General features: G+C 68.2%; 18 protein-coding genes, 4 tRNA genes and 1 pseudogene. 14 read left to right on the forward strand and 9 right to left on the reverse strand.

All coding sequences use genetic code 11. The features are described from left to right. Nucleotides 1–568: 568 nt before the first annotated feature. Both Pth03_RS28475 and Pth03_RS28480 read left to right on the forward strand, forming a co-directional pair. Nucleotides 569–1009 (forward strand): hypothetical protein, encoded by a 441-nt coding sequence (locus Pth03_RS28475; protein ID WP_203947495.1) that lies wholly within the window; start codon nt 569–571, stop codon nt 1007–1009. Between the two features lie 298 nt (nt 1010–1307). Then, entirely contained in the window at nt 1308–4688 is a 3381-nt protein-coding gene (locus Pth03_RS28480; protein ID WP_275413237.1) for a glycosyl hydrolase, read from the forward strand. 143 nt (nt 4689–4831) lie between these two features. Here Pth03_RS28480 and Pth03_RS28485 read toward each other — a convergent pair. Further along, nucleotides 4832–4966 (reverse strand): annotated as a pseudogene (locus Pth03_RS28485) (IS982 family transposase); the annotation flags it as partial. Between the two features lie 233 nt (nt 4967–5199). Here Pth03_RS28485 and Pth03_RS28490 point away from each other — a divergent pair. Then, a complete protein-coding gene (locus Pth03_RS28490; RefSeq protein WP_203947497.1) occupies nt 5200–5637 on the forward strand; it encodes a hypothetical protein in 438 nt (145 codons plus the stop codon). Between the two features lie 787 nt (nt 5638–6424). On the opposite strand, the gene Pth03_RS28495 is transcribed toward Pth03_RS28490, so the two are convergent. Beyond that, nucleotides 6425–6499 (reverse strand) — tRNA-Val (locus Pth03_RS28495). 459 nt (nt 6500–6958) lie between these two features. On the opposite strand from Pth03_RS28495, the gene Pth03_RS28500 reads away from it, so the two are divergent. Then, nucleotides 6959–7375, forward strand: coding sequence for an SsgA family sporulation/cell division regulator (locus Pth03_RS28500; RefSeq protein ID WP_203947498.1), 417 nt, complete (start codon nt 6959–6961; stop codon nt 7373–7375). A gap of 33 nt (nt 7376–7408) precedes the next feature. Here Pth03_RS28500 and Pth03_RS28505 read toward each other — a convergent pair whose 3' ends face one another. Continuing rightward, complete coding sequence (locus Pth03_RS28505) at nt 7409–8842, reverse strand: phospholipid carrier-dependent glycosyltransferase (RefSeq protein WP_239119439.1); 1434 nt, start codon at nt 8840–8842, stop codon at nt 7409–7411. Nucleotides 8843–8999: 157 nt separating this feature from the next. On the opposite strand from Pth03_RS28505, the gene Pth03_RS28510 reads away from it, so the two are divergent. Both Pth03_RS28510 and Pth03_RS28515 read left to right on the forward strand, forming a co-directional pair. Further along, nucleotides 9000–9656 (forward strand): response regulator transcription factor, encoded by a 657-nt coding sequence (locus Pth03_RS28510; protein ID WP_203947499.1) that lies wholly within the window; start codon nt 9000–9002, stop codon nt 9654–9656. Between the two features lie 309 nt (nt 9657–9965). After that, nucleotides 9966–11366 (forward strand): LVIVD repeat-containing protein, encoded by a 1401-nt coding sequence (locus Pth03_RS28515; protein ID WP_239119440.1) that lies wholly within the window; start codon nt 9966–9968, stop codon nt 11364–11366. A gap of 33 nt (nt 11367–11399) precedes the next feature. Here the strand turns inward: Pth03_RS28515 and Pth03_RS28520 are convergent, their stop codons facing one another. From Pth03_RS28520 to Pth03_RS28530, 3 genes are read right to left on the reverse strand one after another with little or no spacing between them, the layout of a single operon-like run. Next, on the reverse strand, nt 11400–12230 hold the full coding sequence (locus tag Pth03_RS28520) for an aminotransferase class IV (RefSeq protein ID WP_203947500.1): 831 nt from the start codon (nt 12228–12230) through the stop codon (nt 11400–11402). Between the two features lie 2 nt (nt 12231–12232). After that, the gene (locus tag Pth03_RS28525; RefSeq protein WP_203947501.1) at nt 12233–13261 is read right to left on the reverse strand and encodes a chorismate-binding protein; all 1029 of its coding nucleotides are present in this window, start codon (nt 13259–13261) and stop codon (nt 12233–12235) included. A 21-nt stretch (nt 13262–13282) separates the two neighbouring features. Further along, nucleotides 13283–14188, reverse strand: a complete 906-nt coding sequence (locus Pth03_RS28530) for a LysR family transcriptional regulator (RefSeq protein ID WP_239119441.1) — start codon at nt 14186–14188, stop codon at nt 13283–13285. Nucleotides 14189–14268: 80 nt separating this feature from the next. Here Pth03_RS28530 and Pth03_RS28535 point away from each other — a divergent pair, with 80 nt between their 5' ends. Beyond that, the gene (locus tag Pth03_RS28535) at nt 14269–15483 is read left to right on the forward strand and encodes an NAD(P)-binding domain-containing protein (protein WP_203947502.1); all 1215 of its coding nucleotides are present in this window, start codon (nt 14269–14271) and stop codon (nt 15481–15483) included. Nucleotides 15484–15539: 56 nt separating this feature from the next. After that, a complete protein-coding gene (locus Pth03_RS28540; protein ID WP_203947503.1) occupies nt 15540–15767 on the forward strand; it encodes a hexameric tyrosine-coordinated heme protein in 228 nt (75 codons plus the stop codon). A gap of 5 nt (nt 15768–15772) precedes the next feature. On the opposite strand, the gene hutH is transcribed toward Pth03_RS28540, so the two are convergent. After that, nucleotides 15773–17320, reverse strand: coding sequence for a histidine ammonia-lyase (hutH, locus tag Pth03_RS28545; protein ID WP_203947504.1), 1548 nt, complete (start codon nt 17318–17320; stop codon nt 15773–15775). After that, nucleotides 17286–18116 carry an ArsR/SmtB family transcription factor gene (locus Pth03_RS28550; protein WP_203947505.1) on the reverse strand — a complete coding sequence of 277 codons (831 nt, stop codon included), beginning with the start codon at nt 18114–18116 and terminating at the stop codon, nt 17286–17288. The genes hutH and Pth03_RS28550 overlap by 35 nt, the downstream gene beginning before the upstream one ends. Before the next feature lie 121 nt (nt 18117–18237). On the opposite strand from Pth03_RS28550, the gene Pth03_RS28555 reads away from it, so the two are divergent. From Pth03_RS28555 to Pth03_RS28580, 6 genes are all read left to right on the forward strand, one after another. Next, nucleotides 18238–18309, forward strand: a tRNA-Gly gene (locus tag Pth03_RS28555). Between the two features lie 13 nt (nt 18310–18322). Further along, nucleotides 18323–18393: transfer RNA gene (locus Pth03_RS28560), tRNA-Cys, on the forward strand. A 12-nt stretch (nt 18394–18405) separates the two neighbouring features. Then, nucleotides 18406–18480 (forward strand) — tRNA-Val (locus tag Pth03_RS28565). A 140-nt stretch (nt 18481–18620) separates the two neighbouring features. Next, complete coding sequence (locus Pth03_RS28570) at nt 18621–20342, forward strand: MFS transporter (RefSeq protein WP_203947506.1); 1722 nt, start codon at nt 18621–18623, stop codon at nt 20340–20342. Between the two features lie 91 nt (nt 20343–20433). Further along, nucleotides 20434–21177, forward strand: a complete 744-nt coding sequence (locus tag Pth03_RS28575; protein WP_203947507.1) for a dienelactone hydrolase family protein — start codon at nt 20434–20436, stop codon at nt 21175–21177. An 11-nt stretch (nt 21178–21188) separates the two neighbouring features. Then, the gene (locus tag Pth03_RS28580) at nt 21189–21476 is read left to right on the forward strand and encodes a DUF6295 family protein (RefSeq protein ID WP_203947508.1); all 288 of its coding nucleotides are present in this window, start codon (nt 21189–21191) and stop codon (nt 21474–21476) included. A 78-nt stretch (nt 21477–21554) separates the two neighbouring features. Here the strand turns inward: Pth03_RS28580 and Pth03_RS28585 are convergent, their stop codons facing one another. Next, the gene (locus Pth03_RS28585; RefSeq protein ID WP_203947509.1) at nt 21555–21785 is read right to left on the reverse strand and encodes a hypothetical protein; all 231 of its coding nucleotides are present in this window, start codon (nt 21783–21785) and stop codon (nt 21555–21557) included. Between the last annotated feature and the right edge of the window lie 13 nt (nt 21786–21798).

Below are 21798 nucleotides of genomic sequence, written 5' to 3' on the forward strand. Positions count from 1 at the left end.
GGGGATTGCCATCGTTCACAGCGACTGAGCATTGCGCGTCGTCGGTCGCCTGGCGGTCGAGCAGCACGATTGGGATGCCGCGCCTGCGCAGGTGCTCCAATCGATCGTCGGTCGCGGTGAGGGCGTGACCAGGATTTATAGGCGTAAATCAGATTGCACCCCGGTTCGATGCTGCCAGAACGATGACGATGTGACTCTTGACACATACAGAGGTCGGACCTAGCTTCACAATGCAGCACCTATTGAAACGATTCATATACCCCCATGCCGTTGGTTGGAGCCCGCCGAATGAGCCGTTCAGTCGAGACCGCCCCGGCTCCTGCCCTCGCGATCCGCGGCCTCACGGTCGAGTTTCCGGAGGTTTGCGCGACGGCCGGCTCATCCGTACGCGACATCGCGACGATCGACGAGGACGAGTTGATCCAGCTCAGGCATATGAATGGATGCTCGCAGTTTCACGGGGGTGGCCTTGTCCCTTTGAAACGGTTCGCTGCAGAAGCGTGGCGGCGGTCACGCCGCCCGGTGCGACGTAGAGCCGGGCGTCCAGGTTCGAAGATTGGAATAGCCGTTGACAGGAACTTTCGTCCGGTTGTTCGGCAGGTGGCCGACCGCTCGCCTGGGCATCGCCGCCCTCGCGATCGGGCTTGGTGCCAGCGCGCTCACGCCCGTGACGACGGCGCAGGCCACGTCGGCCGACGCCCAAGTCGTCAAGTTCGAGACCACCGAGACGCAGGCGAAGTCGGCCGGCATAAGGACCGCAGCGACCACCGAGAGCTCGGCGTTTGCGGAGGACCTGGAGAGCAAGTACATCGACCCGGACCGGATCTACAGCACGGATGTGCGTTGGTGGCTTGGCGACGCTTCGCAGACTGACGAGACGCTGCTGCAGCAGATCCAAGACCTCTACGACGGCGGCTTCCGGGGTGTCGAACTGTGCATGCAGAACGACAGCAGCGCGTCCGACGCGGACCCCGCGGCACGGTCGACACCTCGGGCAAGGTCGTCCTGAAGCTGCCCAAGCAAGGCTTGGGCACCCACAAGCTGGTGGTCGACTACCTGGGCGGCGCCGACTTCGAGGCGGCCGGCAAGAAGGTCACTTGGCGGGTGGTCCAAGAAGTAGCCACCGCGCGGAGAGGGCGTCGGGCCCGGGCTGAGCCCGGGCCCGCCAGAAGCCATGCGAATGCCTATCAAGCGATACGCCCAAGCGATTGGGCACAGACCATAGGAAGGACTCGGGAATGACCGTAACCAGAAGGCAGGTGCTGCACGGTGTTGCCGGCGCCACAGCGGCCGCTGCAATCGGGACAATGACGGGTGGTGCTTCGGCGGTCGCGGCTGTGGGTGAGAAAGGGGTCACTAGTCGCGCCCTCTTGCTCAGCGCGTTCAAGGCTCCGCCAAATGCTTGGCGACCGCACGGCTGGTGGCACTGGATGTCTCCGAACATCACAACGGACGGAGTCCTCAAGGACCTGGACTGGATGAAGCGCGTCGGCCTCGGGGGGTTCCACCAGTTCACAGGCAATGGCGGAGCGCCCTACGTTCCATCACCAGTGGCGTACATGTCGCAGGAGCACAAGACAGCGCTGAAGATCGCCATCGAGGGTGCGGCAGCCCGCGGCCTGGAGGCCGCGGTCACGTCATCGGCCGGGTGGTCGATCACCGGGGCGCCTTTCGTCGCTGCCGAGGACGGCATGAAGAAGCACGTCTGGACCGAGACATGGGTCGACGGCGGCGCGCCGGTAACGGTGCCGCTTCCACAGCCGCCGACTGCCAGCGGCACGTTCCTCGACAGGTCAACCGCCGGCGTGCCGACCTACTACAAGGACCAAGCCGTCTTCGCCTATCGGGTTGACGACGCTGTGGCGCCGGCATCATTGAACCCGCAAGTCTTCTTCAGCGGATACCGAGCCACGGCAAACGGACAGACGACGACGAACGGCGACAGCGGCGTCAAGCTCTCGACAGAAGATGCCGCAAAGGTCCTCAACGACGCCATCACGGATCCGACCTTCCTGTCCCCGGTGAACGGGTCCTCGTGGGTCCGATTCGAATTCGACGCTCCCATCGCGCTGCGCGGCATGGCCGTTGCCCTCAACGGCGGGGATTTCGGCGGCTGGCAGGTTCTGATCGAGCAGGGCAACACGACCGTTCAAGTCCAGCGCAGCGACGACGGCGCCACCTGGTCGGACGACATCGCGCTGAAGGATCAGACTGGGAGCAACATCGTGATCGGCGCGCAGCGGTCGGTCGCGATCGCTGACGCGGCACCGGCCCGGCACTGGCGGGCGGTCTTCGTGACCACGGCCAACCCCCTACAGATCACGAAGCTCCAGCCTCGTACCGTCCCGACCGTCCACAAATGGGAGCACAAGGCAGGCTTCGGCCAGGTCGGCAACTTCTACCTCATCGACTCCCCCGATGGGGAATTACGCGGCGTGGCGAAGTCGTCCGTTACCGACGTGACGTCCCTGATGGACGGCGCGACCGGGACACTTCGGTGGACGCCCCCAGCGGGGCGGTGGGTCGTCGTCCGGCTCGGATACAGCCTTACCGGACATCAGAACCGACCGGCGCCGCCCGACGCAACCGGACTCGAGGTCGACAAGCTCGACCCAGAACGGGTTCGTCGGTACGTGAACACCTACCTCGACCAGTTCCTGTCGTTCCTCCCCAAGGACTTCGTTGGTGTCCACGGCTTGAGCGGCTTCTTGACGGACAGCTACGAGGCCGGTTACCAGACGTGGACCGAGACGGTCCTCGAACAGTTCGCTGCGAGACGCGGCTACGACGCGAAGCCGTGGCTTCCGGCACTGGTGGGCGTCGTGGTCGAAAACGCTCGTGAGACCGACAAGTTCCTCTGGGATTGGCGCAAAACGCTCGCGGAGTCGCTGGCCGACAACCACTACGGCACCATCAAAGACGTCATCCATGAGCGGGGCCTCAAGCGCTTCTACGCCGAGGCGCAGGAGGACCGCCGCGGCTGGTTCGGCGACGATACGCGCATACGCAGCCGGGCTGATATCCCGATGGGCGCAGGCCGGACCGCCACGGGTCCCTCACTGGTGTTCAGCGAGCAGTTCCGTCTGGACATGAAGGGCGCCTCGTCGGTACAGCACGTGTATGGCCGCGAGTACGCCGCCGCCGAGACGCTCACGTTCGCGACCATCCGGTTCATGCCGCGCGACATCAAGCCCTTCCTGGATCAGGTGCTGGCAGCCGGAGCCACGCGCTTCGTCTTCCACAGCACGGATCTGCAGGCACTTGATGGGGGCCCTGGCACGAGCCTCGGCGTCGGCTGGTACTTCACCCGCAACCAGACGTGGTCCGAGGTCGCTGCGCCGTTCGTTGCGTGGACGGCTCGCACGTCCGGATTGCTCAACCAGGGCACGAACATCGCCGACGTCGCCTACTTCTACGGGCAGGAGGCGCCAGTGAGCGGCCTATGGCAGCCTGCCCCTGACGGTACCGGCACCCAACCGGACATTCCTCGCACTTGCCAGTACGACTTCGTGAACGACGAGATCATCCTCGACGAACTGCACAGCAAGGCCGGAACGCTCGTCACGAAGGCGGGTGCGACCTATCGCCTGCTGTATCTCGGTGGCATGTCTGACCGGTTCACGTTGGACGTGCTGAAGAAGATCGCACAACTCGTTCGGTCGGGCGTCGCCATCTGCGGGCGAAAGCCGACGATGTCTCCGAGTCTCGCGGATGACGACAAGCAGTTCCAGAAGATTGCCACGCAACTGTGGGGAGACGGCACACAGACCAAGCGGAGAGTGGGCAACGGCTACGTGATGACCGGCCTGTCGCCCGATGAGGCGCTGGAGCGGGTCGGCGTCGCACCAGACTGGAGCTTTGAGCCGAAGTCCAGTCCGTTGACGATGGTGCACAAGTCGACCACCAAAGCCGACATCTACTTCGTGGTCAACAACGACCGGTCAAATCCCGTTACTACGACGCTCAGCCTGCGCGCCGTGGGTGAGACAGTGGAGCTCTGGGACGCGGTCACCGGCAAGGCATCGCTGACGAGTTTCGACAGCCGGTCTGGCCGCACAGTACTCCCGCTCACGCTTGGCGCGGCAGAGTCCATCTTCGTAATCGTCGGCAAGGGTCGACCGACAAGGGTCACGGTCCCCGCGATCACCGAGCAGAGCCACACCCCGACCGATAGCGGCTGGGACGTCACGTTCTCACCACCTCGTGGCACGCCCGCCGCGCTCAGCCTGTCTGCGCTCACGGATCTGTCGCAGAGCCCGGACACCAATGTGAGGTACTACTCCGGCACGCTCGTCTACAAGACGACATTGACCACCGACCTCGACCCGCAGGTCCTCGGTGACGCACGGGTCCTCATCGACCTCGGCGCGGCCCACGAGATCGCCGAAGTCAGGCTCAACGGTGTCGACCTGGACATTGCGTGGCGCGCGCCGTACCGCATCGACGTCACCGACGCCCTGCGCCAGGGCGCCAATACGCTAGAGGTGCGTGTGACGAACGGGTGGGCGAACCGCATCATCGGCGACCTGCAGCCCGGCGTCACCGAGACCTACTCGACCCGGTACAACGGACAGACCTTCGGCGTCAGCCGAACCGCACCGTTGAACCCGTCCGGCCTCGTGGGGCCGGTCACACTCGTTGTAGAACGCGGGCGCGTCGAGGTGGAGGCGCCGACCGTCGGTCGATGATCCCCGTGCGACACGGTGCCGAGGAGACACCGGCGACGTCGACCATGCGAGGAGACTGGAATGCTGAGTCGTCGCTGCCGCGACCGTTCCTCACCGATCGCGCGGCGACTCTAGATGATCGATTCCAAGCGCTTTGATCACTATTAGTGGTCGTAAGCGATCAGGGATCGCTTGATGGGTTGGCCGGTCTTGTCGTTGTGCCAGATCGCGGCGGTCAGCGCGAGTATTCGCGCCGGCACGCGACTGATCACCCCAGTTGGCGTACGACCGCCATGACGTCCGCAGACACCGCCCATCCGCGCCCCGCGGATGGGCGGTTCGTCTGTGGCAGTTGAGATTGTGCAGTGACTGAATTGCGGGTACGGGCCTGAATCCCGGAGGCCAGGTCAGTCAGGGGCTGACGTCCGCACCAAACTGAAGGCGGTGCTGCGCGCGATCTTGGAGGGCAGTCCGCGGCCACCGGTTCCGACCGATCCATGACTCGCGGGCCAGGCCGGCGGAGGGTGCGCTGGTGTCGGCCGAACTGCTGCAACTGCTCCGCCACCCGGGCGATGGTGTCGAACCGCAGCGGATCACCGTGCCGGTCGACACGTCCGGCGGCGGCCGCAACACCGCCGACGTCATCGGTGGTTCCTCGGCGACGACAACCGGGTGTGGATCACCCACGCCCTATCAGAGGGTTATGTCGTCGACGGACTCATGGGAGGCGCATGTAGCGAGACGGGGAGATCCCGCCGAAGAACCTCGCGCCAGCGGTCCACACGTTGACGCCAAGCAGGGCAAGCTGCTGCGCGCCGAGCCGATCGCCCAGCAGATGAAGCTCGACCGGGTGCGATTGGTCGGGGCGTTTCCCCGACCTGGAGGCAGAGTGGGTGACAGCCACCTGACGACCCAAGGGCCCGCCAGTGCCCGAGCCGTCCTTTACGACGTAGATTCGCTCTTCGTTTGAACACGGCCTGCCCGGCGACGCACGAAACCACCAGCGAACGCGGTGGCACTCAGGAGAGAGATCTGTCACCCGACGACAGCCCCCGAGACGTCGAGCTTGGGTGACACCTGGGTGACACAAGCGAAAAGCCACAGTATCCAATCATGGATACTGTGGCTCCGACCTGCCGAAACAGAGTCGGGACGACAGGATTTGAACCTGCGACCCCTTGACCCCCAGCCTGGGCCACTTGGTCCAAATACTCACCAGCGGTGGGCGCGCCACAGTTCGGGCCATTCCGCACCCTGGCGAGCGTGGCGCTTCACAACAGCGACGCGTCCACAATCCCTGCGGGAAGAAGACCCAGGCGGCTCGGTTGTCATACTGCCCGCGACCACTGAAGCGGGCACTGGCTGATCCATTGAACACCTATCCGCATGAGCAGCCATACGTCAGGATTTCAGAGGATAGTCGCCGATTCATCGCACAGTGCGACCGTTCGATCACCATGCCCGACCTCGCCATGGATGTGCATGATCAGCCCGATGGGTCATATGTGCTGTTCGTCTGCCTCGCCACTCGCTGGGACAGCGGTCCGACCAATCTAAAAGCCGAATCACCTTCGGCGCGTTCACGGTTCCGATCGAACACCACGATGGGCCGATCCCGCACAACCACGTGCCGGCGAAGGCGGATCACTGACGGACCGAGACAGCGAGTGACGGTCGATCCGGGGGTCAGATCGGGGTCAGACGATCAAAAAGCCGGACCCCCGTAAACGGGATCCGGCCTCTGAACTGCGACAACATGGTGGGCGATACTGGGATCGAACCAGTGACCTCTTCGGTGTGAACGAAGCGCTCTCCCGCTGAGCTAATCGCCCGGGATGATCGGCTACCTCGCGGCGCCGACGGAGAAACCATACCGCAATCCACGGACTCCTGGCGAAACCACGATCAGCCCGCCCCCTTCGTCCGATGTTCCCCAATGGCGGCGAAAGGTTCTGCGGAGAGTCCGCGGCGTGACGGTGTGGTGTCATAGCATCGTGATGCTCCTCGCTCGACCGTTACGCACCAGGTAAGATCCTTTGCCCGCAATAGCTCCGCCAGGAGGGGTCAAAGAACAGGTAAAGCCCGCGCAAACATGTGCCCGTTGGTGATGTTTGCGCAGGTAGATGACCGAATGTCAAGCTGTGATCTGCGTTACAGAAGGGCCTGGAGGCGGAATCTCTCCTACGGGTCTCTTCGTTCGACTCGTAGCAACGAGCTCTGGACGAAGCCCACCATCGATGCAGTGACAGCCCCTGTTTAGGGGACCCGACGACGAAAAGGTTTGGCTGACGATGCACAGCACCACCGTCTCTGCCGAGCTGGGCCTTCGGCTTGTGGTCCCCGACCGAACGACAGTCCCCCTCCTCGCCGGTCTGTGTTACACAGCCGAAGACCCCTACGCCATCCGCATGGCCTTCCATGTGGGCAATGACGAGCCCGTCGAGTGGATCTTCGCGCGCGAGCTCCTGACCGTCGGCATCGTCCGGCGCGTGGGCGACGGAGACGTCCAGGTCTGGCCGGCCCGGGCCGACGGCGAGCGCACGCTCAACATCAGCCTCACCTCGCCGTTCGGACAGGCCCTCTTCGAAGTCCCCCTCGCTCCCCTCACCGAATTCCTCCACCGCACCTACGAGCTCGTCCCCGCGGGACGCGAGACCGACTTCATGGATCTCGACGACGAGCTCATCAACATGCTCTGGAGCTCTTGACCCGCCCAGACGGCACACCCGGGCGACCGCGACTCAGCCCGATCCGCGCATCCGTGAAATCCGCTCGGCGAGGGATTTGGCCGCCAGCCCGGCGGCCAGGCAGGCCACCGGCACCGCGGGAAGCACGTACCGGTTGTCGAAGTCGAGCGTGGCCACCGGCGCCACGAGCAGGAACATCGAGACGGCCCACAACAGCGTCACATCTCGTCGCCTGCCGAGCCCGGCGAGCATGCCGGCCACACCGACGATCAGCGCGAGGCCGAACAACGGGCCGTGCAGGAACGTCGGATACCGATAGGCGGCGAGGATCGACCCGTACGGTTCGACCGACGCGAGCCCGCGGATGTCGGAGTCGTATTCCGCGCGCACCTTCCCGACCAGCGGATAGTCCGGCAGCTCCGACGACCCATGGAAGAAGCTCAGCGCCGGGTTGGTCCGAAGCGGATGCGCGACGGGCTTCCGGGCGAAGGCGAGTGAGGTGTCGCGCACGACGTCGCCGAGGTAGTCGAGGGGTTGCGCGGCGATGGCGTGCAGGGCGAAGGATCTGGCGAGGTCGTTGTTGGCGAACCTGCCGCCGGGGAGCACGTTGAGCGAGGCTCCGGGCGCCCAGACGTATTCGGAGGCGGCGTCGGCCATCGTGCCGTTGGGGCAGAGTTTCGCCTCCTCGACCGGCGGCTTGATCACCGAGCAGTCGGCGAAGGTCATGGAGCGGGCCCACAGGGCCACGCCGTCCGCACCGCTGAGCGCGAACCTGTCGTTGTGCTGGTGGTACCAGGTCGCGTATCCGAGCAGCGGCAGCGTTCCGGCCACGGCGAGGACGGCTAGGCGACGTCGGCCCATGCGCCGCACCAGGAGGTACAGGAAGGCCAGGCCGAGCACCGGCACGGCGATCGTGCGGGTCAGCCCGGCGACGGCCAGGGCCGCGCCCGCCGCGGCGCACGCCCAGATCGGCGGCCGCGCCCTCCAGAGCAGCAGGGCGAGCGCGGCGACGGTCAGGAAGATCACCTGCATGTCGGACAGCACCGCGTGCTCGAGCCGCAGGAACGCGGGATCGAACAGAACCGGCACGGTGGCGGCGGCCGCTCCCCAGGCGGGCAGCGCGGCCCGGCGGAGCAGCAGGTAGATCATCAGGCCCACGCCCAGGCCCATCGCGTGCTGCACTCCGGCGACCAGCATCACGCTGTGAAAAGGCGCCAGCAGCCGGAGGAAGAACGAATATCCGGCCGGATGGAAGGCCCCAGACGGCGCAAGATGGTTGGCCGTGTCCAGATAGGTGAACGAGTCATACCAATAGAGCTGTGCGGTCGCATACCCGGCCATCATGAGAATGCGCAATGCCGCGGCCAGCGCGATGACCAGGGTGAACAGCCGGTGCCGGCGAAACAACGCCCGCGCCTTGCCGTACGGGTCCCGGGGAAGCGGTCGTCGGTCGGCCGTGGCCTCCGGTGTCATTTCGTGAACGGTCATGCTGATTCCCCCGTCGAACGGCCGGGCCATTCCGGCGTGACGAGGAGTTCAGCGAACGGCTGATAACGCGGCAGTTAACACATACGGTTATGATCACGTTATGCCGCTTTTGAAATGATGCGTCGGGGGACGTGTCGAATAATCGGGGAGGAACGCGGTGCGCGTACTCATCGCGGAAGACGAACGCCGGCTCGCGGATTCCATCGCGGAGGGGTTACGCGCCGAGGCGCTGGCCGTCGATGTGACTTACGACGGTGAGGCCGCACTCGAGCGGCTTTTCGTGCACGACTACGACGTGCTCATTCTGGACAGGGACCTTCCGCTGGTGCACGGCGACGAGGTCTGCAGGAAACTCGCCGGCGGCGACTGTGCCGTCCGCATCCTCATGCTCACCGCCGCCTGCGACGTCAGGGAGCGCGTCGCCGGGCTGACGCTGGGGGCCGACGACTACCTGACGAAGCCGTTCGCCTTCGAGGAACTGGTCGCCCGGGTGCACGCGCTCGGCAGGCGGGCCAGGCCCGCCGATCCGCCGTTGCTGGAACGGGCGGACATCAGCCTCGACTGGGCCCACCGGCAGGTCTTCCGCGCCGGCCGCTACGTCCCGTTGTCCCGCAAGGAGTTCGGCGTGCTCGCCGAGCTGCTCCGTGCCGCCGGCGCCGTCGTCTCCACAGAAGCCCTTCTGGAGAAGGTCTGGGACGAGCACATCGACCCGTTCACCAACGTCGTACGGACGACAATGGTGAAGCTCCGTCGCAAGCTCGGCGATCCTCCGGTCATCGAGACCGTCCCCGGGACGGGGTACCGGATCCCATGAGAATCGGTGTCCGCGCGAGGTTCGCCCTCGTGTGCGGCCTGGTCACCCGATGTCTCCCGGGGCGCCGGGGAGGATCACCGGCGCCTGCGAACCGGCCACGATCGGGGGCGGCGGCTCGGCAGAGGAACAACCGGCGAGCAGTGGGCCTGAAAACAACGCCCCCGATATCAATACAAGCGTTACGAAAGCATCGCGCGCCCGCCGTGAGCCCGACATAGGTTCCTTACTGGATCAGTTTCCAGCGAAAAGCATAACCGGATATTGCATTACAAATAGGGCTTGCTGCATAAACGTGAATTGGGGAGCACCGTGAGGCGAGCGATCCGCGTGACCCTTCCGGCTGTCGCCCTGAGCGCGGCGCTGTGCGCGGCCGCCGCGTGCACCACCACGCCGCCCCAGGCGGGCACGACGGCCTCCCCGAGCGCGGCCCCGGCGCGCGTGCTCGACCCGGAGGAGATCGGGCACAGCGCCAACATGCGACTGCTTGCCAACGTGCCGCTCGACGCGCCCTTCGACGTGCCGGAGGCGTGGGGCACCGATCTCGCGTTCCAGGGCGACTACGCCTTCGTCGGCAACTACGAGGGCTTCGCCGTTCACGACATCGGCGACCCGGCGCACCCCGAGGTGGTCACCCGTGTGGCCTGCCCGGGCGTGCAGAACGACATCTCGGTCTCCGGAGACCTGCTCTTCCTGTCGATCGACGAGCCGCGCACGGACGACACGTGCGCGGGCGGGCCGACCGGGCCCGAGGACCCCTCCGGATGGGAGGGCATCCGGATCTTCGACATCTCGGACAAGGCCCATCCGAGGTACGTCTCGGCCGTGCGCACCGAGTGCGGCTCCCACACCCACACGATCGTCCCGGGCAAGGACACGGGAACCGTGTACCTCTACGTCTCCTCCCCCGGTCCCGTTCCCGGCTCCGAGAGCTGCCCCGCGCCCCACGAGAACATCTCCATCGTGGAGGTCCCGGTCGCCAACCCGCGGTCCGCACGGGTCGTGGCCACGCCCGAACTGTTCCCCGAGCAGCGGCCCGAGGACGAATCGTTCGCGGCCGGATGCCACGACATCACGGCCTACCCAGAGAAGGGCCTGGCCGCGGGGGCCTGCTTCGGCGACGGCGTCCTGATGGACATCTCCGACCCCGTCGCCCCCCGTGTGCTGCAGATCGTCAGCGACAGGGACAACTTCTCCATCTGGCACTCCGCCACGTTCAACAATGCGGGGACCAAGATCGTATTCAGCGACGAGTCAGGCGGCGGGCTGGCCCCGACCTGCGGCGCCTCCGACGACCCCACCAAGGGCGCGGACGCCGTCTACGAGCTCACGCCCGACCGCCGACTCGTACGGCACGCCTACTTCAAGATCCCCCGGGTGCAGGACGCGAAGGAGAACTGCGTGGCGCACAACGGCTCGCTCATCCCCGTGCCAGGCCGGGACGTCATGGTCCAGGCCTGGTACATGGGCGGCGTGTCGGTCTGGGACTTCACCGACTCCGACCACCCCAAGGAGATCGCCTACTTCGAGCGGGGACCGCTCCCTCGCGCTTTCGCGGGTTCCTGGTCGGCGTACTACTACAACGGCCACATCTATTCGAGCGACATCACCGAGGGCCTGGACGTGCTGCGCCTCGACGACCCCCTCACCGATCCGGCGAAGGCTGTCCGCATGACGGAGCTGAACGCCCAGACCCAGCGCTCGTACGGCTAGGCCCGGCGAAGCGCGGGCCTCACGGGTCGACGGTCAGGGGTCGATGTCGCCGGCCGACCGCTCGGCGAACGCCTTCATGGCGGCCAGCGTGACCGGGCCGGGCGCCTGCGGCAGCGCCTTGCCGTTCACCAGGCGGATCGGCTGGATGTCGCGCGTCGTGGAGGTGAGGAACGCCTCGTCGGCCTCGTACAGCGCCGAGATCGGGACGTCGGCCTCCTCGCCGCCGTACCACTCCAGCGTGAGCGCGCGGGTGACGCCCGCCAGGCAGCCGGAGTCCAGCGTCGGCGTGACCAGCCGCCCGCCGGTCACGATGAAGATGTTGCTGCCCGTGCCCTCGCACAGGTCGCCGGCGAGGTTCTCGAAGATCGCCTCACCGCCGCCGCGCTCCTTGGCGTAGGCGAGAGCCTTGGCGTTGTCTCCGTAGGAGGTGCTCTTGACGCCCGCGAGCGCCCCGCGCTCGTTGCGCGGCCACGGCACGACGACGACGTCGCCGGTCGTCGGGAACGGCTTCTGCTCGCCCACGATGACGATCGCGGTGGTGCCGTCGGACCCGCGGTCGGAGCCGAGCGGGCCCGGCCCGCTCGTGTAGGTGATCCTGATCCGGGCCAGCGGCCACTTGGGCGCGGCGGCGAGCGTGCGGCGCACGCCGTCGGCGATCGCGGCCAGGTCGGGCTCGGGGAGGTCCATGCGCTTGGCGGACAGGGCGAGCCGGTCGAGGTGACGGGTGAGCGCGAACGCCTCCCCCTCGACGCTCTTGACCGTCTCGAACACGCCGTCGCCGACCATGAGCCCGTGGTCGAACACCGAGACCACGGCCTTGTCGGGGTCCAGGAGGTCCCCGTTCACCCAGATGGGTACAGCCATCTTCAACTCCATCTCTCTGCTTCCGGCTCGTCGCGGGACGCCAGTCCGATGAGCCGGGCGGCCTTCAGCTCGGTCTCGTTCCATTCGAGCCGGGGGTCGGAGCCCCACGTGATGCCCGCCCCCGTGCCGAACCGGATCATGTCGTGCTCGATCCAGAAGGTCCTGATGCCGACGGCCAGCGCGCCTTCGCGCCGGTCGGCGTCGACCCAGCCCACGGCCCCACAGTACGGCCCCCGGGGCTCCGGTTCGAGCTCGTTGATGATGCGCAGCGCCGTGGATTTCGGAGCTCCGGTCACCGAGCCCGGGGGGAAGGTGGCGGCGAACAGCTCCGGCCACCCGATCCCGGCGGGCAGCGTCGCCCGCACCGTGGACACCAGGTGCACGAGGCCGGGGTGTTCCTCGATCTCGAAGAGTGAGGGCACCGTCACCGAGCCTACCGCGGCGACCCGGCCGAGGTCGTTGCGGACGAGATCCACGATCATGAGGTTCTCCGGATAGTCCTTCTCCAGGAGGTCTCCGGCGGTCGCCCCGGTCCCCTTGATCGGCCGGGATTCGACGACGTCGCCCTTGCGCGACAGGAACAGCTCCGGGGACGCGGACACGACCGACAGTCCAGGCACGTCGATCACCGCGGCGAACGGAGCCGGGTTGCCCGCCGCCAGCCGTACGGCCAGGGCGAGCGGGTCCGCGTCGCCGCCTGCGTGGGGAAGCGGCGCGGACAACACGCGGCAGAGGTTGGCCTGGTAGACCTCGCCCTGCTCGATGTAGTCCCTGATCCGCCGGACGCCGCGCTCGTAGCCGTCCTGGTCGAGCGAGCTGCGCCAGGCGCTTCGCGCGGGACCCTGCCAGGGGCGCGGCGGCACGGGCAGCGGAGCGGGCCGCACATCGTCGAAACGTGCGCACGTGACCTTGCCCTCGTAGGTCGCGACGACGGCCCACCAGCCGGAGCCGTCGAGGGCGGCGAGATCGGTGGTGACGTCTCGGAGTCCGGTGGCGAGGTAGCCACCTATATGGGCGAACGCATCGTGCACGGACCCATTGTCCCAATCAACCTAATCTCCGGTGAAAAGCCCATCCTGGCCGTGCTGGAGAAACCCGAGCAGCGCCCGGGCCGAGGCCAGAGCGGGCCGCGGCAGGGCCGCGTAGACGGTGCGGCGCGGGGCGAATTGCCCCAGCCTGCGCAGCGCCAGATCCCCCCGTACGGCGGGCACGGCCATGGCGGGGACCATCGTCACCCCGAGCCCGGCGGCCACATATCCGAGCTTGCCGGTCCATTCGCCGATCCTGACGTCGACGCGGGGCGCGAAACCGGCCCGCGCGCAGGCCTCTCCCAAGGTGGTCGCTCCGTCGGGAGGGGCTCCCGCGATCCAGCTCTCGTCCCGCAGGTCGCGCAGGTCGACCACGTCGCCCCCGGCCAGCGGGTGATCGGCGGGCAGGGCGACCAGGAGTTCGTCCTCCATGAGGGGCGTGATCTCCGTCTCATCCCCCAGGGCGACATCGGAGAAGTAGTCGCTGACCACCGCGATGTCGATCGCCGCCTCCCTGACGCCGTCCATGAGCTCGCCGCTCAAGCCCTCGACCAGGGTGACCTCGACGCCGGGGCGAACGGCCCGGAAGTCGCGCAGCGCATTCGGGACCAGCACGGCGTTGGCCGACGCGAACGCGCCGACCCTGAGCCGCCCGCCCGTCCCGTGCCGGATGGCTGCCAGCTCCTCCCCTGCCCGATCAAGGCGTTTCAGCACGTCACGGGCGTGCCGGTGCAGAACGTGGCCGGCGGGCGTGAGCCGTACACCGCGGGGCAGCCGCTCGAAGAGCGGGCCGCCGGCCTCGGCCTCCAGTGACGCGATGCGCCGGGAGACGGCCGACTGCGTGTAGTTGAGCTCGACGGCGGCCGCCGTGAAGGATCCGGTGCGGGCCACGACGTCGAGCAGCCGGAGCATGTCCGTTTCGAGCATCATTCCAACCATGAGCGAGAGGCATGAGATACATGAAATCTAGTCGCTGGTGGAATGGCACGGCCGGCCCATAGCGTCCTCGCATGATTGCTTTCCTGGGACTGGGGCGCATGGGCGCCCCGATGGCCAGACGGCTGGTGGGCGCCGGCCACAAGGTGACCGTGTGGAACCGGACGCCGACGGAGCTTCCTGGCGCGACCGTCGCCGAATCCCCCGCGCAGGCCGTCGCGGACGCCGAACTGATCGTGACCATGCTCAGCGACCCCGCCGCGGTGGAGGAGGTCGTACGGGCCGCGGCGCCGGGGTTGCGGCCGGGCTCGGTGCTCGTGGAGATGTCCACCATCGGTCCCGAGGCCGTGGCCAAGGTGCGCGACCTGCTGCCGGAGACCGTGGCGCTCGTCGACGCGCCCGTGCTTGGGAGCGTGCGGCCCGCCGCCGAGGGCACGCTGGCCGTCTTCGCCGGAGGCGCTCCCGAAGACGTGGCCCGCGTCCGCGACGTGCTGACGGTCTTCGGAGCCGTGCGGGAGGCCGGACCCCTCGGCGCGGGAGCGGCGCTGAAACTGGCCGTGATGAGCGCGATGGTGCCGGCCCAGGTCATGATCGCCGAGACGCTGGCCTACGCGGACGGCCTCGGCGTCGACCGCACATTGCTGCTCGACGTGCTGGCGGGCACGCCCCTGGCCGGGCTGGTGGAGCGGGTGCGCCCGGCGATCGAGTCGGGCCCTCCGGAGACCGGCTACGCGCTGGGCCTCGCGGCCAAGGACATGTGGCTGTCCACCGAGGGGCCGGGGGCGGTGCAGACGATCGCGGCCGCAGCCCGTGACCGGCTGGCCGCGGCCGAGCGCGCCGGCATGGGAAGCAGGGACATCACCGCGATCTTCGATGCGGCTCTCGCCCGGCCCACGCAGGCGCCTGCCGTACGGAAGATCAATCCGGCGTCCGTGCCGGCGACCAACGGGCGCTACTCCCACGCCACCCGCACCGGCGACCTCCTGTTCGTCTCCGGTCAGGTCGCCCTCGACGAGAACGGCGAGGTCGTCGGCGAAGGCGACATGGGCCGCCAGAGCGAGTTCATCCTCGCCAACCTCGGCCGCATCCTCGCCGATCAGGGCTCGTCGTTCGACCGGGTGCTACACGTGCGCACGTTCCTGACCGACATGACGCGGCTCGGCGAGTACGCCGGCGTCCGCGGCCGCTACTTCACGGGTGAGCCTCCGGCGAGCACCACCGTGGAGGTCCCGCGGCTGTTCCAGCCCGGCCTGCTCATCGAGATCGAGGTGGTCGCCGTCGCCTCCTGACCTAATGCTACGATCCGTACTCGAATGAGTACTTATCGTGACATATCGGGGGCGTGATGGAACTCGTACCAGGCAACTCCCTGATCACCGCGAGCCCCGAGGACGGCCGGGCCCTGGCCGTCCTCCTGGCGCGAAACACCATCCGGGCGATCCAACCGGACGTCGAGGTGCTCAGGAAGAGCCGCGGCGAATACGCGAACGACCCCGACAGCCTGACCTCCGCGGCCCACGTGGTGTCGATCGAGTTCGCCACCATCGCCGCGGCGAACGACTACTGGCGCTGAGCCCCTCAGGCGAGCGGACCGGTGGCGGCCTCCGCGGCGGCTACTACCGCGCCGCTCGCCACCAGTTCGACGACGGCCTCGATCTCGGGTGCGAGGAACCGGTCGGGGCCGGGGCCGGAGACCGACTCGCGCAGCAGCGAGACCACCGCGCCGGTCCCTGACGCCGGCCGGTGCGGGGCCCGCAGGTCGATGGCGCGGGCGGCGGTGAGCACCTCGATGGCCAGCACCCGGGTCAGGCCGTCGAGGGCCCTGCGCAGCTTGCGCCCCGCCGACCAGCCCATGGACACGTGGTCCTCCTGCATCGCGGAGGACGGGATGGAGTCAACACTGGCAGGGGCGGCCAGTCGCTTCAGCTCCGAGACGATGGCGGCCTGCGTATACTGCGCGATCATGTGGCCGGAGTCGACGCCGGGGTCCGCGGCGAGGAACGCGGGCAACCCGTTGCTGCGCGCCACGTCGAGCATGCGGTCGGTCCTGCGCTCGGCGATCGACGCCACGTCGGCGACGGCGATGGCCAGGAAGTCCAGCACGTAGGCCACCGGAGCCCCGTGGAAGTTTCCGTTGGACTCCACCCGGCCGTCGGACAGCACCACGGGGTTGTCGATCGCGCTCGCCAGCTCGCGGCCTGCGACGAGCGCGGCGTGTGCGACGGTGTCCCGTGCCGCGCCCGCCACCTGCGGCGCGCAGCGCAGGGAGTACGCGTCCTGGACGCGAGTGCACGAGCCGTCCCGGTGCGACGCCATGATGCCCGAGCCGTCGAGCAGGCCGCGCATGTTGGCCGCGGCCGCCGCCTGGCCCGGATGCGGGCGCAGCGCCTGGAGGTCGGCGGAGAAGACGTAGTCGGTGCCGAGCAGCGCCTCGACGCTCATCGCGGCGCTGACGTCGGCCGTCTTGAGCAGCATGGTGAGGTCGTGGATGGCCAGGACGAGCATGCCGAGCATGCCGTCGGTGCCGTTGATGAGGGCCAGGCCCTCCTTCGCGGCCAGCTCGACGGGCTCGATGCCGCTCTGCTTGAGCGCCTCCTGCGCCGGCTTGACCTGCCCGTCCGCGGTGCGGACGACGCCCTCCCCCATGATCGTCAGGGCGACGTGGGACAGCGGGGCCAGATCGCCCGAGCAGCCGAGGCTGCCGTATTCGTGGACCACGGGGGTGATGCCCGCGTTCAGCAGCGACTCCAGGACCCTCGCGGTCACGGGCCGCACCCCGGTGTGGCCGGTGGCCAGCGTGTGCAGCCGCAGCAACATCATCGCCCGGGTGACCTCGGTCTCCACCTCGGGACCCGAACCGGCCGCGTGGGAGCGCACGAGGCTGCGCTGGAGCTGCGCGCGCAGCGAGGGGTCGATGTGGCGGGTGGCGAGCGCGCCGAAGCCGGTCGAGACGCCGTAGGCGGGGGTGTCGGCCTCCGCCAGATCCTCGATCCTGCCGCGCGAGGCGGCCATCTCGGCGATCGCATCGTCGGTCAGGCGGACGGGCGCGCCGTCTCTCGCGACCCGGATGACGTCGCCGAAGGTCAGGGGCTCAGGCCCGACCGCCGTGGCCACGCTGTCGTGCATCGTCCCACTCTCCTGGAGCCTCAGGGGCTCTGTCCGTGCTCGAAGGCCCGCCGGCGACCCGGCCGTCCATGGTAACCAGCGTATTGCATGTTAGCTCCTTACATCCGAAGGTCTCCTCCAAGCCCTGCCTTCCCTCCGGGGTCAGCCGGAGCGCCCTGCGCGCGGCCCCCCGCTCCAGCCACGACAGGTCGAGCAGGCGGTCGAGCAGGGCCGCGCCGAGCGCTCCGCCGAGGTGGGGCCGCCGCTCCAGCCAGTCGAGGCAGGCGGGGGCGAACCTGCGGCGCCTGAGCCGTACGGCGTCGACGTCGATCCCGAACCCGGCGAGGTGGTCCCGCCCCCGCGCGGTGACCTCCAGCGCGCCCTCCGCGGGCTCGATCAGGCGGCCCTCGCGCAGAAGAGCGTCGTAGAGCTCGACGCCGACCCGCCCCGCCAGGTGGTCGTAACAGGTGCGCGCCTCCCGCAACATGCGGGCCTGCCGGGACTCCCGCAGCGACCGTACGGCAGGCCGGCCGCTGATCGCCGCCAGCACCTCCAGCACGTGGGCGACGTCGGGCCCGCCGAGCCGGTAGTAGCGGTGCCTGCCCTGGCTGATCATGGTCACCAGCCCGCCGTCGCGCAGCCGGGCCAGATGGGTGCTCGCGGTCTGGGCGGTCACCCCGGCGAGGCGGGCCAGCTCACCCGCCGCGAGCGCCCTGCCGTCCAGCAGGGCGGTGAGCATGGCGGCGCGGGTGGGGTCGGCGATCAGCGCTGCCACCGGGGCGATCTCGGCATCCCTGGCGATGTATTCGGCGGGCATGTTTCGACGCTAACCCACGCATGGTTCGTCCCCCGTCGAAGCATGCGCCTGTGCTGATTTTGGGAAGTGGGTGGAGATTCGCTAAAGTTCAACGCGTGAGTTCGCCCCCGGCGGGCGGCACGCGGAAGTGGCTCAGTGGTAGAGCATCACCTTGCCAAGGTGAGGGTCGCGGGTTCGAATCCCGTCTTCCGCTCGGAGCTTCACACGGTGGAGTGGCCGAGAGGCGAGGCAACGGCCTGCAAAGCCGTGTACACGGGTTCAAATCCCGTCTCCACCTCTGGTCGATCGAGGGCGATTAGCTCAGCGGGAGAGCGCTTCCCTGACACGGAAGAGGTCACTGGTTCAATCCCAGTATCGCCCACCACATTTCCTCTGGCGATCACGCGTTTCCTGCGTGATCGCCTTTTTTGTTCTCCCCTGCCGTGCCGTACGGGCATGCCCCCTCCCGGTGAGTAGTTAGTTAGTCAAAGCAACTACTATCTGGTCCGAGGAGGATGAGCACGCATGTCTGATGCGAAGAGCTCCACGGACGCCCCCAAGGCGGGCAAGGCCAGGCGACTCGACCGCGACCACCCCCGCTACAAATGGGTGGCGCTCTCCAACACCACGGTGGGCATGCTCCTGGCCACCGTGAACTCGTCGATCGTCATTATCTCCCTGCCGGCGATCTTCCGGGGGATCGGGCTGAACCCCCTTGAGCCGGGCAACGTGAGCTACCTGCTGTGGATGATCATGGGTTTCCTGCTGGTTTCCGCCGTGCTGGTGGTGCCCGCGGGGCGGCTCGGCGACATGTTCGGCCGGGTGCGGATCTACAACAGCGGGTTCGCGGTGTTCACGATCGCCTCGATCGCCTTGGCGGTCGACCCCCTCCACGGCGGGTCCGGGGCTCTCTGGCTCATCGGCTGGCGTCTGGTGCAGGGCGTGGGCGGCGCGATGTTGTTCTCCAACTCGACTGCGATCCTCACCGACGCGTTCCCGACGGAGCAGCGTGGCACGGCACTGGGCGTCAACCAGGTCGCCGCGATCGCCGGATCGTTCCTCGGCCTGATCATCGGCGGCCTGCTCGCTGAATGGGACTGGCGGGTCGTGTTCCTGGTCAGCGTGCCGATCGGCCTGGCCGGCACCATCTGGTCCTACGCGTCCCTGCGCGAACTCGGCGAGCGCCGCCCCGGGCGGCTCGACCTGCCGGGCAACATCACCTTCGCCGCGGGGCTGGGCGTCGTGCTGGCCGCCATCACCTACGGCATCCAGCCGTACGGCGGGCACGCCACGGGCTGGACCAACCCCTACGTGCTGACCGGCATCGGCGTCGGCGTGCTGCTGCTGGCCGTGTTCTGCGTGATCGAGACCAAGGTCGCCGACCCCATGTTCCAGCTGTCCCTGTTCCGCATCCCGCAGTTCTCCGCGGGCAGCCTCGCCGTACTGCTGTCGGCGATCGGACGCGGCGGGCTGCAGTTCATGCTGATCATCTGGCTGCAGGGCATCTGGTTGCCGCTGCACGGCTTCGCCTTCGAGGAGACCCCCCTGTGGGCGGGCATCTACATGCTGCCGCTGACCGTGGGGTTCCTGGCCGCGGGCCCGGTGTCCGGTTATCTGTCCGACCGGTACGGCCAGCGGTTGTTCGCCTCCGTGGGGCTGATCATCGTGGCCGCCGCGTTCGTCGGCCTTATGGTGCTGCCGGTCGACTTCCCCTACTGGGTGTTCGCCGCGCTCCTGGCGATCAGTGGCATCGGCTCGGGGATCTTCTCCTCGCCCAACACCTCGCGGGTGATGAGCAGCGTGCCGGCCAACCAGCGGGGCGCCGCCGCCGGAATGCGCGGCACCTTCCAGAACTCCGGCCAGGCCCTGTCGATCGGCGTGTTCTTCTCGCTGCTCATCGTGGGCCTCGCCACCGGGCTGCCGAACGCGCTCACCTCGGGCCTCGAGTCGTCCGGGGTGCCCGCGGGCGTCGCCGAGTCGATCGGCCACCTGCCGCCGGTGGGCAGCCTGTTCGCCGCGTTCCTCGGGTTCAACCCGGTGAAGACCATCCTGCCGCCCGACGTGCTGCACGCTCTTCCCCCCGCCACGCAGGCCAGGCTCACCGGCAACGAGTTCTTCCCGAATCTCATCTCCGGCCCCGTCCACCAGGGGCTGTTCGTGGTCTTCTCCGCCGCCGCCGTCATGATGGTGGTCGGGGCGGCCGCCTCTTTGTTCGACGGCCGGAAGCGCCGAGTAACCGGCACATGATCTGATGATCGCCGACGCAGCATCGCCTGACACGAATCCCACCCCGCCTGCGGGAACGGCTCCCGCGGCGTGATCGAACAGAGGAAACACGATGAACGACGCCATTTGGGCCGGCACGGTCGCCCTGACCGGGCACGAGGGCGCGGAGCTCGAGGCCTACCTGGCCCGCCCTCTCAGTGACACGCCGCGTGGTGGTGTGGTGGTGATCCACCACATGCCCGGTTACGACGCGGCCAACAAGGAGATCGTCCGGACCTTCGCGGTCAACGGCTACGCGGCCGTCTGCCCGAACCTCTACTCACGGGAGGGCGCGGGCGTCAGCCCCGACGACCAGGCCGCCGCCGCACGTGCCAAGGGGGGCGTGCCCGACGAGCAGCTCGTCGGCGACGTCGCGGGCTCGGCCGCCTACCTCAACGGGCTCGACCACGCCAACGGCAAGATCGGCGTGATCGGCTTCTGCTCCGGCGGGCGGCAGTCGTTCCTCGCCGCCTGCTCGCTCCAGATCGACGCGGCCGTGGACTGCTACGGCGCCTTCGTGGTCAACGAGCCGCCCGCGGAGATGAGCATGAAGGTGACCTCGCTGATCTCCAAGGCCGGCGACCTGTCCGCTCCGCTGCTCGGGCTGTTCGGCGCCGACGACTCCTTCCCCGGGCCGGAGGAGGTCGGCGTGCTGTCCGCCGAGCTGGACAAGCTGGGCAAGGAGCACGAGTTCCACAGCTACCCGGACGCCGGCCACGCGTTCTTCGCCGTCGACCGGCCCTCCTACCGTCCCGCGGCCGCCGTGGACGGATGGAAGAAGATCCTCGACTTCTACGGCCGTCACCTGAGCGCCTGACGGGAGCCACGATGTGCACGTATCTCACCAAGAAGATCAAGCTCGACGGCGCCGCGAAGGGGGCCTCGGGCTGGTTCACCGTCAGTGACGGCGCGGTCTACGTCGACCACCCGTTCCACGCGTGCCACGAGCACACCCTGAACATCGACTTCACCAATCCGGGCGAGGGCCCGTCGGCGCGGGTCGCCGTCGAGCTCACCGAGGAAGCCGCGCTCGCCCTCATCGAGGCCATCCAGACGGCCCTCGCCGCCGCGCCTCCCGGGCTCGCCTCGGCCTCCGGGCCGCGCGCCGCCTCGTGAGGCCGGGCCGTACGGACCGGTTCCGGACCTGATGAGACCGCCCCGCCGCTCGAGCGGCGGGGCGGATGGTTCACCGGGTCAGGCGTGCCCCGCGAGCTGGTCGAACAGATCGAGGGCCGCCTGGCGCACGTCGTCGGGGGCGACGCCGTCCAGAGCGCTGCGCGCCTGGGTCATGTCGCGGGTGGTCGCCAAGGTGATGGCAAGCGACTTGGCGGCCGCCTGGCGCAGTGAGCCGGCGGGAGCACTGTCTGCCAGCTCCTGGGCGCTCGTGGCGAGATCGAGGTTGTCCCTCTCGAGTGGGCTGGTCACCGGGGTCTCCTGG

This window comes from Planotetraspora thailandica, assembly GCF_016863335.1.
GTDB classification, from domain to species: Bacteria; Actinomycetota; Actinomycetes; order Streptosporangiales; family Streptosporangiaceae; genus Planotetraspora; species Planotetraspora thailandica.